Source organism: Streptomyces broussonetiae, from assembly GCF_009796285.1.
GTDB classification, from domain to species: Bacteria; Actinomycetota; Actinomycetes; order Streptomycetales; family Streptomycetaceae; genus Streptomyces; species Streptomyces broussonetiae.
In genome coordinates, this window is the sequence record NZ_CP047020.1 from 1,206,601 (window position 1) to 1,220,361 (window position 13,761).

12 protein-coding genes are annotated in these 13,761 nt (G+C 73.6%); 8 read left to right on the forward strand and 4 right to left on the reverse strand.

The window, feature by feature from the left end; genetic code table 11:
- Positions 1–32 precede the first annotated feature (32 nt).
- The 7 genes from GQF42_RS05795 (at position 33) to GQF42_RS05825 (ending at position 8,290) form a co-directional block, all read left to right on the forward strand.
- The gene (locus GQF42_RS05795; RefSeq protein WP_158918272.1) at positions 33–1,340 is read left to right on the forward strand and encodes a CAP domain-containing protein; all 1,308 of its coding nucleotides are present in this window, start codon (positions 33–35) and stop codon (positions 1,338–1,340) included.
- Positions 1,341–1,396: 56 nt separating this feature from the next.
- Positions 1,397–2,074: an AIM24 family protein gene (locus GQF42_RS05800; RefSeq protein ID WP_158918274.1), complete on the forward strand. Its 678-nt coding sequence runs from the start codon at positions 1,397–1,399 to the stop codon at positions 2,072–2,074.
- A gap of 154 nt (positions 2,075–2,228) precedes the next feature.
- A complete protein-coding gene (locus GQF42_RS05805) occupies positions 2,229–3,269 on the forward strand; it encodes a tetratricopeptide repeat protein (protein WP_158918276.1) in 1,041 nt (346 codons plus the stop codon).
- A complete protein-coding gene (locus tag GQF42_RS05810) occupies positions 3,266–4,285 on the forward strand; it encodes a polyprenyl synthetase family protein (protein ID WP_158918278.1) in 1,020 nt (339 codons plus the stop codon). The genes GQF42_RS05805 and GQF42_RS05810 overlap by 4 nt, the downstream gene beginning before the upstream one ends.
- 103 nt (positions 4,286–4,388) lie before the next feature.
- Positions 4,389–5,357, forward strand: a complete 969-nt coding sequence (locus tag GQF42_RS05815; RefSeq protein ID WP_158918280.1) for a threonine/serine dehydratase — start codon at positions 4,389–4,391, stop codon at positions 5,355–5,357.
- A 124-nt stretch (positions 5,358–5,481) separates the two neighbouring features.
- Positions 5,482–7,104 carry a serine/threonine-protein kinase gene (locus GQF42_RS05820; protein ID WP_158918282.1) on the forward strand — a complete coding sequence of 541 codons (1,623 nt, stop codon included), beginning with the start codon at positions 5,482–5,484 and terminating at the stop codon, positions 7,102–7,104.
- 145 nt (positions 7,105–7,249) lie between these two features.
- Positions 7,250–8,290 carry a hypothetical protein gene (locus tag GQF42_RS05825; protein WP_158918283.1) on the forward strand — a complete coding sequence of 347 codons (1,041 nt, stop codon included), beginning with the start codon at positions 7,250–7,252 and terminating at the stop codon, positions 8,288–8,290.
- 56 nt (positions 8,291–8,346) lie between these two features.
- On the opposite strand, the gene GQF42_RS05830 is transcribed toward GQF42_RS05825, so the two are convergent.
- Entirely contained in the window at positions 8,347–8,892 is a 546-nt protein-coding gene (locus GQF42_RS05830; protein WP_158918285.1) for a DUF6328 family protein, read from the reverse strand.
- Positions 8,893–8,944: 52 nt separating this feature from the next.
- Positions 8,945–9,928 (reverse strand): aldo/keto reductase, encoded by a 984-nt coding sequence (locus GQF42_RS05835; protein ID WP_158918287.1) that lies wholly within the window; start codon positions 9,926–9,928, stop codon positions 8,945–8,947.
- A gap of 226 nt (positions 9,929–10,154) precedes the next feature.
- On the opposite strand from GQF42_RS05835, the gene GQF42_RS05840 reads away from it, so the two are divergent.
- Positions 10,155–11,501, forward strand: a complete 1,347-nt coding sequence (locus GQF42_RS05840) for a cholesterol oxidase substrate-binding domain-containing protein (protein WP_407699481.1) — start codon at positions 10,155–10,157, stop codon at positions 11,499–11,501.
- Positions 11,502–11,604: 103 nt separating this feature from the next.
- Here the strand turns inward: GQF42_RS05840 and GQF42_RS05845 are convergent, their stop codons facing one another.
- Together GQF42_RS05845 and GQF42_RS05850 are read right to left on the reverse strand one after the other, a co-directional pair.
- Entirely contained in the window at positions 11,605–12,201 is a 597-nt protein-coding gene (locus GQF42_RS05845; RefSeq protein WP_407699482.1) for a TetR/AcrR family transcriptional regulator, read from the reverse strand.
- The gene (locus tag GQF42_RS05850) at positions 12,198–13,691 is read right to left on the reverse strand and encodes an MFS transporter (RefSeq protein ID WP_158918291.1); all 1,494 of its coding nucleotides are present in this window, start codon (positions 13,689–13,691) and stop codon (positions 12,198–12,200) included. The genes GQF42_RS05845 and GQF42_RS05850 overlap by 4 nt, the downstream gene beginning before the upstream one ends.
- Positions 13,692–13,761 lie beyond the last annotated feature (70 nt).

Genomic DNA, 13,761 nt, shown 5'->3' on the forward strand with positions numbered 1-13,761 from the left:
CCTCCCGGCACGCGCGCGGCGTTTTCCCCGACATGACGACCGAGTTGGTTCCCGGGGGAAATCTGGCCCTGCCCCCGGGCGAGCTGCGGCTCCGGGTGGCCGGCGCCTTCGATGTGTCCGCGCTGGTCACCGGGGCCGACGGGAAGGTCGGGTCCGACGCCGACTTCGTGTTCTACAACCAGCCCCGGGCGCCGGGGGTACGGCTGCTCGGTGACACCCTGGCCGTGCTCCCGGCGCAGCTGCGCGGTGGGGCCTGCCGCGTCACCGTCGTCGTCAGTGCGGCCGAGCCCGGTACACCGCTCGGGCGGCTGCCCGCTCCCCGGCTCGAGGTCATGGACGTCCAAGGCTCGGCCGTGGCCCGCTTCGCGCCACCGCGCCCCGGACCGGAGACCGTGCTGCTGGTCGCCGAGCTGTACCTGCGGCCGGGTGCCGGCTGGAAGCTGCGGGCGATCGGGCAGGGGTACGCGGACGGGCTGGCCGGTCTGGTCCGGGACTTCGGGGTGGACGTCACCGACGACGGGCAGAGCCGGGCGGCCGAACCCGCGGTGCCGTCGTCCGAGCACCCGTCCCGCACCGACGATGGCTTTGTCCGGGCGGTCAACTCGGCGCGCGCGCAGACCGGTTCGCCATGCATCACCCTCGACGCGCGTCTTGTCCGCGCCGCGCGCTCGCACGCCCGGGCCATGGCGGACGCCGGGCGGCTCGGTGGGGAGGGGCAGGACGGCGTGTCGGTACACCAGCGGATCACCGGCGCCGGGTACGCCTACATCACGGTCGGGGAGCATCTGGTCTCCGGGCCGCGCACCGCCGCGGAGTTCGTGGAGTACTGCATGGTGTCCGAGCGGTCCCGCGCGATCCTGCTCGACCCGGTCTTCCGGCATGCCGCCCTGGCCCACGCCGACGCGGGTGACCGGTACTGGACCGCGCTGTGGGCCACTCCGCTGACCCCGGACGCGCTGTCCCGGACGGCCGCCGAGGTCGTGGCGCTCACCAACGCCGAGCGGGGCCGGGCCGGGCTGCCGACGCTGGCCGTCGACGCACTGCTCTCGGCCGCGGCGCAGGCGCACTGCGCGGACATGGTGGCCCGCGACTTCTACGACCACACCTCCCCCGACGGCTCCCGGCCCTGGGACCGGGCTGCCGCGGCGGGCTCCCGCCTGCGCACGATCGGCGAGAACATCGCCTGCGGCCAGCGCTCGGCCGCAGACGTAGTTGCGGGCTGGATGAACAGCCCCGGGCATCGGGCCAACATCCTCAAGCGCGAGTTCGGCCACATCGGCATCGGCTTCGCGGGCGGCGGCCGGGCGGGCACCTACTGGTGCCAGCTGTTCGGTGGCTGACCGGCCACGCTCCGTGATCTTGGCAGAACGGCACCTTCCGGGACACGATGCCCGCCATGAAGGGTGACCTCTTTTCCAGTGAGCACGTGGTGCAGCCGGCCGCGGAGCCGGGCATGTCCGTCGAGAACGCCAAGTGCATCCGGTACGTGGTGGACGGCGAGATGTACGCCCGCCAGGGCGCGATGGTCGCCCATCGGGGCGAGCTGAAGTTCGAGCGCAAGGGGCAGGGCGTCGGCGGCATGCTCAAGCGCGCGGTCACCGGCGAGGGGCTGCCCCTGATGGCCGTGCGCGGGAAGGGCGAGGCCTGGTTCGCGCACGAGGCGCAGAACTGCTTCGTCGTCGAGGTCGAATCCAGTGACCGGTTCACCGTCAACGGGCGCAATGTGCTGTGCTTCGACACCTCGCTGTCGTACGAGATCAAGACGGTGAAGGGATCGGGCATCGCCGGTGGCGGGCTGTTCAACAGCGTGTTCAGCGGGCAGGGCCGACTCGGTCTGGTCTGCGAGGGCACTCCGCTGGTCATCCCGGTCACCGCGCAGTCCCCGGTGTACGTCGACACGGATGCGGTGGTCGGCTGGACCGACCGCCTGCAGACCTCGCTGCACCGCTCCCAGTCCATCGGCTCGATGCTGCGCGGCGGTTCGGGTGAGGCCGTGCAACTGCTGCTCCAGGGCGACGGCTTCGTCGTGGTGCGGCCGAGCGAGGCGACCGGCCAAAAGGCCCAGCAGCACTGACCGTGCACAGGTGATCTGCGCCGCACGGGCAACCACCGCGGCCGTACCGGCGTCTTGATCGGCAACAGACCGATGCGCCCCGGTCCTTTGGCCGGGGCGATTTCCCGACCCGCTATACACGACATGTATACATGCCGTGTATAGAAAGGTGCGTATGTACGGCAAGGCTTTCGCCCCGGAGTACCAGGGCGCGCTGACCACCCTGTCCGTGAACTCCTCGCTGGTCGACGTGCTGGCCGAGGGCACCGAGCGGCTGCGCGAGGCCGAACGGTCCGGGCAGCCCGCAGAGGCGGCCCGCTGTGGACTCGCCGTCGCCGAGGCACAGCGGCGGCTCGGCCACATCGAGGATGCGGACCGGACCTGGAAGGCGAGTTACCGCGCCGCCCGTGAGGCGGGCGACACCGGCGCGATGGCGTGGGCGCTGTGGAGCGGCGGCACCCTCGCCCGGCAGCGCGGGGCGTTCCCGCTGGCCTGGCGGCTGCTCAAGCTCGCCGCCGAACTCGGTGAGCGCGGCGGGGACGTCGTGGTCCGCGGCTACTCGCTGGCGGGCCTCGCGGAGACCGGCCGCATCCAGGGCGACTACGAAGCCGTCGGCCGGCTGCACGAGCAGCTGCTGGCCGAGGCCCGCCGGCGCGGGGAGGCCCGGCACACGGTGTGGGCGCTGGAGGGCATCGCGCAGATGCACCGCAACACCGGGGACCACGACCGGGCGTACGCGCTGTTCGAGGAGGCGGCGGAGATAGCCGAGCGGGCCGAGGACCGGCGCGGGCACGCCTGGGCGCTGCGTGGCCTCGCCGACATCCTCTCGGTGCGCGACAAGGACACCGAGGGGGCGCTGGAACTGCTCTCCCGGGCGGAGGCCGGCTGCCGGGCGATGAACCTGTCGAGCGCACTCGCCTACAACCACAAGATGCGCGGCAACGTCCTCTACCGCGCCGGGCGTTACTCCGAGGCGCGGGAGATGTACGAGCTGGCGCTGGCGGAGTTCCGCGAGATGAGCGAGCCGCGCGGTGAGGCACTGGCCCGGCTGGGCCTGGCGAAGTCACGGGCCCGACTCGGCCGGGACCGCACCGAGACCGCGGCCGAACTCGCCGAGCTGGCACGGACGTTGGAGCGCAGCGGACTGAAGCACGCGCGGGAGATGGTGATCCGGGCCCAGCAGGAGTTCGGCCCGGACGCGGAGGTCACCCGATGACCGCGCTGCAGGCCCCGCCCTCCGCATCCGAAGTCCTGTCCCGCTGCCGGGAGTTGGTGCGTCCGGCGCTCGAGGAGGCGGTGGCGGGGCTGCATCCGTGGCTGGCGGAGATGGCGGCCTACTGCTTCGGCTGGTGCGAGGTCGGCGGGGCGCCCGCCGCCGCGCCGGGCGGCAAGGGCGTACGGCAGGCGCTCGCGGTGCTCGGCGCCGAGGCGGCGGGTGCCGACGGCCGGGTCGGCGTGCCGGCGGCGGTCGCCGTGGAACTCGTGCACGCCTTCTCACTGCTGCACGACGACATCATGGACGGCGACGGAACCCGGCGCCGCCGCCCGGCCGTATGGCAGGCCTACGGCACCGGACCTGCCGTACTGGCCGGGGACGCCCTGTTCGCCCTCGCGGTGCAGACCCTGGCCGGGGTGGCACGGGATCCCGGCGCGCTCGGGCTGCTGTCGGCGGCCCTCGCCGATCTGGTGCGCGGGCAGGCCGACGACCTGCTGTTCGCCAGCCGGCCCCGCACCGGCCCGGAGCGGGTGACGCCCGCGGAGTACCGGGCGATGGCGGAGGGCAAGACCGGTGCGCTGCTGGGCTGTGCCGTCGCGCTGGGCGCCGCGCTCGGCGGGGCGCCCGAGGCCACGGTCACCGCGCTGGAGCAGGCCGGACGTCGGCTGGGCATCGCCTTCCAGCTGGTCGACGACGTGCTGGGCATCTGGGGCGACCCGGCCGTCACCGGCAAACCCGCCGGCGGCGATCTGCGCGAGGGCAAGAAGACGTTCCCGGTCCTGGTCGCGCTCGCCTCCCCGGCCGCCGGCCGGCTGCCCGAACTGCTCGGCCGCCCTGAGCGGGCCGAGGAGGCGGCCGCGCTGATCGAGGCGGCGGGGGGCCGGGCGGCGGCGCTGGCCGAGGCCCGTACGCACACGGCCGCCGCCCGCGCACTCCTCGCGGGTACGCCCCTGGCCGCCCCGGCCGCCGCGGATCTGCTCGCACTGCTGGACTTCCTGGTCGGCCGCGAGCTGTGAGACCCACCGGGACCGCCGCGCAACGAAGTTGACCTCGGCAGTCCGCGCGGGTCAGGGTGCGACAGGCGCGGTTCCCACCCCCGCGCCGGAAGGGTGAGACACCTTGATCGGCATCTCGGACATCGAAGCCGCCGCGGCACGGATCGCCGGACACGTCGTACGGACGCCGACCGTGCCGAGCCCGGGACTGACCGCCCTGCTCGGCGTCCCGGTCACCGCCAAGCTCGAACTGCTCCAGCGCACCGGCTCGTTCAAGGTGCGCGGGGCCACGGCCAAGCTGCTGTCGCTGAGCGAGGCCGAGCGGGCGGCGGGCGTGGTCGCGGTCAGCGGCGGCAATCACGGCATCGCCCTCGCGGTGATGGCGGCGGCCCTCGACGTGAAGGCGACCGTGGTGATGCCTCGCACCGCACCCGCGCGATCCATCGGCCTCGCCGAGGCGGCCGGCGCGTCGGTGCGGCTGACCGACGGCATGGACAGCGCGTTCGAGCTGGTACTCCGGCTGCGGGACGAGGGGCTGACCCTGGTCCATCCGTTCGACGATCCGGTCGTCATCGCCGGACAGGGCACCGTGGGGCTGGAGTTCGCCGACGACGTCGAGGACGGCACGGAACCGACGGACGTGATCGTCAGCATCGGCGGCGGCGGTCTGATCGCCGGAGTGGCGGCCGCCCTGCGCGCCCGGCGTCCGGACGTACGGGTGTGGGGCGTGGAGACGGAGGGTGCCGAGGCCATGTCGGCCGCGCTGAAAGCGGGTGGCCCGCTGCAGGTGCCGGTCTCCTCGCTCGTCACCACGCTGAGCGCACCGGCCGTCTCCCGGCTGACCTACGACCATGTGTCCGCGCTGGTCGACGACGTGCTGGTGGTCCCGGACCGGGACGCCGTGCAGGGCTCGCTGGACCTCGCCGAGCACGCCAAGGTGTGGGCCGAACCGGCCGCGGGCTGCCTGCTGCCGGCGGCCCGGCAGGTGCTGACCCGGGTCGGCGACGGCGTCCGGCTGGGACTCGTGGTGTGCGGCGGCAACACGACGCCCCGCGAACTGACCGGCTGGGGCGAGCGGTTCGGGCTGATGTGAGCGAGGAGCAGGCGCGTCCCGCAGTCCGCGGAAAAAAGGGGGGGCGCATCCGGGATTTCTTTGAACGGACCCCCGCGCGCCCCGCGTACCCCTGGGAGACACGAAACAGGGGTTCCAGCGAGGGATGACCATGGTCAAGGCGCACGTCTCCGCACACGAGTTGGTCGCCGGACGGTACCGGCTCCTGGAGGTCTTCGCCCGCGAGACGAACCGGCTGTGGTGGTACGCCGAGGACGTGGCGGTGGACCAGCCCCGGCTGGTGGCCCAGACCGCCCTGCCGGAGCCCTGCGCCGACGACACCGTGCGCCGTGTCACGGCCCGGGTCGTCCGCACCTCGGAGACCATGCGACTGCTGCGCCCCGGCCGGGTCGCCGTCGTCGTGGACGCCGTGGTGGAGGCCGGTGCGCTGTGGACGGTCACCGAGTGGATCGACGGCACACCGCTCGGCGAACTCCTCGACCGGGAGGGCTCGTTCAACCCGGTGCGCACGGCGCGGATCGGCCTGGAGCTGCTCGACGTGCTGCAGGCCGCGCACGACGAGGGCATCACCCATGGTGAGCTGAGCCCCGGTCAGGTCTTCGTCCCCGACGGCGGCCCGGTCGTCGTCACCGGGTTCGGGCTGGCCGGGGCGACCCTGGCGCCCCGGCTCACGGCACCCTCGTACGCGTCTCCGGAGCAGGCCCGCGACGAGCGCATCGGCCCGGCCGCCGATCTGTGGGCGCTGGGCGCGCTGCTGTACACGATGGTGGAGGGCCGGCCCCCGTTCCGGGACCGCGGCAGGCCCGAGGCCACCCTGAAGGCCGTGGACCGGCTGCCGTTGCGCACTCCCCTGCGCGCGGGACCGCTCACCCAGGCCGTACAGGGTCTGCTGCGGAAGAACTCCCGGGAGCGGCTGCCCCGGCCGGTGGCCCGCGAGGCCCTGACCCGGGCCCTGGACGAGGACGCGGACGCCTCCCGCCGCCCGGTCCCCGTACCCCGGCTGCGCGGGGCGTACCGGGGCGTGCTGCCCGCCGGGCTGGAACGCGGCGGACGGGCGCCCGTCATCGGCACCGCGCTCGCCGTGGTGGCCATCGCCGCCGCGGTCCTGGCCGCGACCCACCAGCTGCCGGGCACCGGCTCCGCCCAGGCGCCGGCCCGTCCCGCCTCCTCGGCGGGCTCGGCCGGCCGTCCGTCCGCGACGCCCGCTCCGGCACCGACCGCGTCGGCGACGGCCCCGGCCGTCCTGCCCGCCGGGTACCACCGCTACACCGCCCCGGAGGGCTTCTCCGTGGCTCTGCCGGACGCCTGGAAGCGGCTGACCACGGCACGCGTCACGGGCGCCTACCGCGTCACCTTCGGCCCGGGCGGCGCCTCCCTCGCGCTCGCCGTCACCTACAGCGAGCGGGTCGGCCCGGACCCGGTCGCCGTCTGGCGCGAGGACGTCGAACCGGACCTGGAACGGCTCCCGGGCTACCAGCGCGTCGGCTCCGCGCGGGCCACCACGTACCAGGGCCACCGGGCGGCCGACCTGGAGTGGCTGGCGGGGACCGGGCAGGGCCGGGTGCACACGTTCGGGCGCGGCTTCCTGCTCGGTGGTCACCGGGGTTTCTCGCTGCGCTTCACCACCCCGGCCGCGGCCTGGGACGACGCGGCCGACCGGCTGGCCCTGAAGACCTTCCTGGCGACGTTCCGCACGCCGGGGAGCGAGCAGACGAGCGAGCCGACGACCGGGCCGGGGACCGGGTCGGCGCAACGGCCGAAGAACTGAGCCGCCGGGCACCTCGCGATCGTGGCGCCCAGGTGGCGGGCGCCGCCGATCGGCACGGCCCTGGGTCCCGATAGGCTCTCCTGTCCGTGCCCGGACCCGGGCACAGACGCTCGATCCCCTTGATCATCCCGCAGGAGAGTCATCCGTGACCCTGGTCATCGACCCGTCCGAGACGGCCGGGACGGCCGTGCCGCCACTGTCCGACCTCGTGGCACGCGACGCCCGTGAGTTCGGCGTCTACGCACGCACCGGAGGCTGGGCCTTCGCGCTGATGGTGGCCCGCAGTGTGCGGCCGGGCGGGCAGGCCGCCGGCGAGACGCCGAAGGTGTCGGCGAAGGAGTTCGCGGAGCTGGCCGGGTGCTCCGCGGAGCGGGTCATGCGCTACTACAAGGCCTGGGACCGGGCCGCCGACGACGGGCTCGTCCCGCACTTCGAGGCCCTCCAGCCGGGCCAGGACGTCGAACTGCCGGACTCGGACGTGTGGTTGAGCTACTACGTCTCCCGCACCAGCGCCACCTCCGAGCGCGGCACCGCGATCGCCGAGGCCGCCGAGGCGGAGGGCATCCGCCCCACCAAGGCGCTGGAGGTCGCCGAGAACCCCACCGCCCTGCGGGCCGCGATCCTCGCCGATCCCTCCACCGCCCGCGCGGCCCGGGCCGCGCTGCTGGACCGGGTCCGGGAGGACCCCGAGCTGCAGGCCGAGCTGGCGCGTGACGTCGTACGCACCGACGACCTGAAGAAGGCCGTCGCGACCGAGAGCCGGGCCGCCGACCGGATCGGATACGTCCGTCAGATCGCCGATTCCGGGCAGATCAGGACGCCCGCCGGGCAGACCGTGGAGGCCCCCGCCGAACTGCGCGAGGAGGCCGAGCGGCATCTGTCGCTGATCGACGAGCTGAACGACGGCGAGGACACCGGCGAGTGGGCCACCGAGGCCTACGACACCATGAAGTCGCTGGTGGTCGAGGCGGTCGAGGCCGACCCCGAACTGCGCGTGCAGGAGCGGCGGACCAGGTTCTACAGCAGCCTGCAGAAGGCGACCAGGGCGTTCGAGGAGCTGACCTTCGACGACGCCCAGGACTTCTACGAGGACGACATGGTCCAGCGCCTGGAGGAACTCCAGCAGGCCATCGGCAGCTGCCTGACCGCTCTGCGCGGGGCGCGCGAGGAGCATCCGCAGGGCTGAACACGCGCGAGGCCAGGAAACCGCCGACAGGCCGCACCCGGTGGACGGGACACGGCCTAGCCCGGCGCCCGGTCGTCGCCGCCGGCCTCACGGCGCGGCGGCGCGGCCCCGGCGCCCGGATGGGTCGTGTGGCGGCGCCGGATCCACAACGGCAGGACGTACCAGCACAGCAGGTACCAGCCGACGACGGCCGCGACCAGCCAGGACAGCGCGCTGCTGTGCGTGGCCACCCGCAGGATCAGCAGCAGCGCCGAGGCCGTCGTGGCGAGCAGCAGGAGCAGGCCGGTGAAGGTCATCCAGGAGGCGATCCGTACCGCCTGCGGCTTGACCATGCGGCCGGAGACCAGGCGGTGCAGCGACACCGGTCCGATGAGGGCGCCGGTCGCGCTGGCGCCCAGGACCACGGTGACGACGTAGATGACCCGGTCGGTGTGGGCGAGGGTGGCGTACCTCGGCTGGAAGGCGACGGTCAGCAGGAAGCCGAACAGGATCTGCACGCCCGTCTGGGCGACCCGGACCTCCTGGACGAGTTCACCCCACATCCGGTCGGCCCGCTCCTCCTTGCTCTCGTCGCGCCCCCTGCGCCGTCCTTCCTGCGTCATGCGGTGCCTGTAACCGTCCGGCCGTCCGTTCAAACGGCGATGGCCCGGACGGCTACCAGCGCTGCTCGACCCGGTCCTTGATCCGGCGCTCGTACAGCTCGCGGATCGCGGTGAAGGTCTCCTCGGGCAGCGGCGGCAGCTTGGCGGCGGTCGCGTTGGCTCGGGCCTGCTCCGGCGTGCGGGCCCCGGGGATGACCGTCGTCACGCCGTCCTGCTCGATGATCCAGCGCAGCGCCAGCTGGGCCGGGGTGTATCCCTCGGGGGCGAGGGCGGCGAACTCGGCGGCGGCCTCGACGCCGGTCGGGTAGTCGACGCCGGAGAAGGTCTCGCCCTGGTCGAAGGCCTCGCCGTGCCGGTTGAAGGTGCGGTGGTCGTTGGCCGCGAACACGGTGTCCTTGGTGTACTTCCCGGACAGCAGGCCGGAGGCGAGGGGCACGCGCGCGATGATGCCGACGCCGGCCGCGCGGGCGGCGGGCACCACCTCGTGGAGGGGCTTCATACGGAACGGGTTGAGGATGATCTGCACGCTCGCCACGTTCGGCCGCTCGATCGCGGTCAGCGCCTCGGCGCAGGTCTCCACGCTCACCCCGTACGCCGCGATCCGCTCCTCCTGCACGAGCGTGTCCAGGGCGTCGTAGACCGCGTCGCTGGAGTAGACGGGGGTCGGCGGACAGTGCAGCTGGACCAGGTCGATGCGGTCGACGCCGAGGTTGCGGCGCGAACGGTCGTTCCAGGCGCGGAAGTTGTCCAGGACGTAGTTCGCGGGGATCTGGTCGACCCGGCGGCCCATCTTGGTGGCCACCAGCACATGCAGATCGGGCCGGCCGCGCAGGAACGAGGCGATGGTCTCCTCGCTGCGTCCGTCGCCGTACACGTCCGCCGTGTCGAAGAAGGTGACCCCCGCCTCGGCGGCCGCCTCCAGGACGGACAGGGCCTCCTTGTCGTCCACGTCGCCCCAGTCGGCGCCCAGCTGCCAGGTGCCGAGACCGACCACCGAGGCCCACTGGCCCGACCTGCCGAATTCGCGTTCGTCCATGGCGCCAGTGTGTCATCCGGCCCCGGTCCGTGCGGAACGGACCGCTCCGGCACGCCGCCGATGCGCCGACCATACGGTTTTCACCCGCACGGGCGATATGAGTGGACGAAAGCGCGGTGACCGTACAGCACGCCCTTACCGTGAGCCCGTGATCGATCGTTCACCGGCTGCTCCCGGCAACTCACCTTCCAGCAATGACAGTTCATGCCCTGTCAGCCGCCGGGGCGTGCTGCGCAGCGCCGCCGCGCTCGCCGCCACGCCCGTCCTGCTCACGGCTGATCCGGCGACGGCCGCGGCCGAACTCCCCGGGTTCCCCGCCGAGGTGACGCTCTACCGTACGGCGTACCGCAACTGGGTGGGCGAGATCACCGCCGAGGGCCTGTGGGCCTGCGCGCCGAACGGTCCGCAGCAGGTGCTCGCCGTGGTGAACTGGGCCTGGCGCAGGGGCTGGCGGGTCCGGGCGCGCGGCTGCTCCCACGGCTGGTCGCCGCTGACGATCAGCGAGGGGACGAGGACGCACACCCGGACCCTGCTGGAGGACGCGGACTGTGCGGCGCTGCTGGCCCACCTCGGCCGGGCCTTCGTCACCGAGGTGGTGCTGCGGGTCGGCCCGGACACCACCCTGCGCTGTGTCAGCCGCACCGACATCCCGGCCCGCGAGCTGTTCGCGGCGCCCGGCTCCGGCGGGCGCACCCTGGAGAGCTTCCTGCGCCGCTCGGGCCGCATCGAGGCGATCTGGTTCGCCTTCACCGAGTTCCCGTGGCTGAAGGAGTGGAGCGTCACACCGCGGCGGCCGCCCGGCTCACGGCACGTCACCTCGCCGTACAGCTACCCCTTCTCCGACAGCGTGCCCACACTCGTGGCCGACCTGGTGGGACGGCTGGTGGCGGGCGCGGGCTGGTACCTGGCGCCGGAGGTGGGCAACGCTCAGCTCACGGTGGCCGGGCTGGGGCTGGCGGCCACGGACTCGGCCGACCTGTGGGGGCCGTCGAAGAACACACTGCTGTATGTGCGCCCGACCACGCTGCGGGTGAGCGCGAACGGGTACGCGGTACTCACCTCGCGCGCCGGGGTGCAGCGGGTGGTGCACGAGTTCACCGCCCGCTACCGGGAGTTGCTCGCCGCGTACGCCGCGCGGGGCCGCTTCCCGGTCAACGGCCCGGTCGAGATCCGGGTGACCGGTCTGGACGACCCGGCCGACCCGGGCGTACCCGGCGCGCGGGCCCCGCTGCTGTCGGCACTACGGCCGAGCGTGGCGCGTCCGGAGTGGGACAGCGCCGTGTGGCTGGACGTCCTGACACTGCCCGGCACGCCGGACGCGGAGGCTTTTCTGCGCGAGGTGGAGCGGTTCCTGCTCGTCAGCTACGACGGCCGGTACGCCCTCGCCCGTGCGGAGTGGTCCAAGGGCTGGGCGTACACGGCCGACTCCGCCTGGGCCGACCCGGAGGTGCTCGGCACGGCCGTACCCGGCACCTTCGGCCGCGACGTGTGGACGCGGGCGGTCACGACCCTCGACCGGCTCGACCCGCACCGGGTGTTCACCAACGCCTTCCTGGACCGCCTCCTGCGCTGACCGGCCCCGGTGGTGGCCCTGGCCGAGGCCGGCGAGGAGTCCTGTCCCTGCGCACCGCGGTGCGGCGACCCGCACCGACGACTACGGCCCGAGAGGCGCCGAGTCAGCCACCCGGGGTCAACTGGGCCTGTACGAGCGGCCCGTAGCGGTCGGCGACGGTGTCGACGTCGGTCCGGTGCAGGTGCGGTCCGCGGGCGATGCCGTACATCACGCCGAGGCCGACAAGCGCGGCGACGGCGAGTTCGGCGCGCAGGCCCGGGTCGGGGCCGGTGAGCCGGGCAGCGAGTCGTTCGGTCACCTGGGCGCGGAAGTTGGCGCGCAGGATCTCGCCGTGGTCGCCGTGCAGCGGGGCGAAGGCGATGCGCAGCAGCGGGTCGGCGCCGCGGTCGCGCTGGCTGGCCAGGACGTGCCGGGCCATGTGCCGGCCGAGGTCGGACAGCGGCGCGTCCAGCAGGGCGTCGGCGTCGGTCTCGAAGGACATGACGCGGGCGAACAGGGTGTCCTTGTTGCCGAAGTACTTGAGGATCAACGGCGGGCTGACACCGACCCGTTCGGCGACCGCCTTCAGGGTGATGTCGGCATGGGCCTGCCGGGCCAGCAGATGGCGGGCGGCCTTGAGGATGGCGGCCTTGGTGGCCTCGGCGTCACGGCGGCCGGGGGCGTGACAGTCCGGCCCGGTCGGGGTGTTCACGGTACTCACGCTCCCTCCAGCGCCTGGTCACGCGCGCCGCGGACACCGACCCGGGCCCGGCGCGTTCCGTCCGCAGGCCCGTCACCGGGGATCGTCAGCGCGGCCACGCAGGCAGCGAGAGCAACGCCGCCCGCCATCGCGAACGCCAGCAGATAGCCGTGCAGAGTCGGGACCGGAACACCACCGGCCGGGCTGCTGTGGTGCACCAGTACGGCGGCGACGGCGGCGCTGGAGACAGCCTGGCCGATGGTGCGCATGAGGACGTTGACACCGTTGGCGGAGGCGGTCTGGCCGGCCGGGACCGCGCGCAGGATCAGCGTCGGCAGCGCGGAGTAGGCGAGGGTCGTGCCGGTCGCCACCACCGTGGCACCGACGATGATCATCCACAGGTCGCGGCTGTCGGCGATGCGCACGGCGTAGCCGCAGGCGATGACGGCGGCGCCCAGGGCGAGGGTGATCCGCGGGCCGCGGGCGGCGGAGATCCGGGCCGACAGCGGCGAGAGCAGCAGCATGGTCACACCGCCGGGCAGCAGGCACAGGCCGGTGGCGACGATCGACAGTCCGAGGCCGTAGCCGGTGGTCTTGGGTGTCTGCACCAGCTGGGCGGTGACCAGGGAGTTGGCGTAGAAGGCGAACCCGGTCAGCAGGGCCGCCACATGCGACAGGCCCACCCGCGGCCGGCTCACCAGCCTCAGGTCCACCAGGGGCCGCCCGGTGCGCAGTTGCTGCCACCACCACAGGGCGAGGACGACGACGGCCGCGAGGAACAGTGCGAGGATCCGGGCGCTGCCCCAGCCCCAGGTGCCGCCCTGTGAGACGCCGAGCAGGAGGCACACCAGTGCGGCGGCGAGTCCCAGCGCGCCGAGCACGTCGAAGCGGCCGGGTTCGCGCACAGGCGACTCCTTCACCGCCCACCAGGTGCCCATGACGCCCAGCGCCCCCAGGGCGCTGGTGAGCCAGAACATCGTGTGCCAGTCGGCGTACTGCACGACCAGCGCGGCGAGCGGCAGGCCGAGCGCGGCGCCGATGCCGACCGTGGAACTCATCAGCGCCACCGCCGACCCCCGGCGCTCCGGCGGGAGTTCGTCGCGCAGGATGCTGATCGACAGCGGGACGACGGAGGCGGCGGCGCCCTGGAGCGCGCGGGCGGCGATGAGCACGCCGATGTCCGAGGTCAGGGCGCACAGCACCGAGCCGATGGTCATCAGCGCGAGCGCGGCCGTGAGGACCCGCTTCTTGCCGTACATGTCCCCGGCCCGGCCGAGCACCGGGGTGAGCACGGCGCCGGAGAGCAGGGTCGCGGTGACCGTCCACGAGACGGCCGCGGCGGAGGCGCCGGTGAGCCGGGGCAGGTCCGGCAGCAGGGGGACGACGACGGTCTGCATGACCGCCATGAGGATGCCGCCCGACGCCAGCACCGGGATGGTGAGCCGGTCCCGCAGCGCGGGTGCCGCGGCCGGGGTGCCGGGCGGCTGGGGTATCGGGGCGGGCTGGTCCATCGGCACTCCCGGGAACAGTGTGAGGGAGACGGTGAATAACAATTCACCCTATCGGGTGAATGATGTTTCA

Coding starts and splice junctions, on each gene's coding strand:
- GQF42_RS05820 (WP_158918282.1), top strand. CDS start 5,482: ATGACCATGGTCAAGGCGCACGTCTCCGCACACGAGTTGGTCGCCGGA.
- GQF42_RS05835 (WP_158918287.1), bottom strand. CDS start 9,928: ATGGACGAACGCGAATTCGGCAGGTCGGGCCAGTGGGCCTCGGTGGTC.
- GQF42_RS05810 (WP_158918278.1), top strand. CDS start 3,266: ATGACCGCGCTGCAGGCCCCGCCCTCCGCATCCGAAGTCCTGTCCCGC.
- GQF42_RS05795 (WP_158918272.1), top strand. CDS start 33: ATGACGACCGAGTTGGTTCCCGGGGGAAATCTGGCCCTGCCCCCGGGC.
- GQF42_RS05800 (WP_158918274.1), top strand. CDS start 1,397: ATGAAGGGTGACCTCTTTTCCAGTGAGCACGTGGTGCAGCCGGCCGCG.
- GQF42_RS05805 (WP_158918276.1), top strand. CDS start 2,229: ATGTACGGCAAGGCTTTCGCCCCGGAGTACCAGGGCGCGCTGACCACC.
- GQF42_RS05830 (WP_158918285.1), bottom strand. CDS start 8,892: ATGACGCAGGAAGGACGGCGCAGGGGGCGCGACGAGAGCAAGGAGGAG.
- GQF42_RS05850 (WP_158918291.1), bottom strand. CDS start 13,691: ATGGACCAGCCCGCCCCGATACCCCAGCCGCCCGGCACCCCGGCCGCG.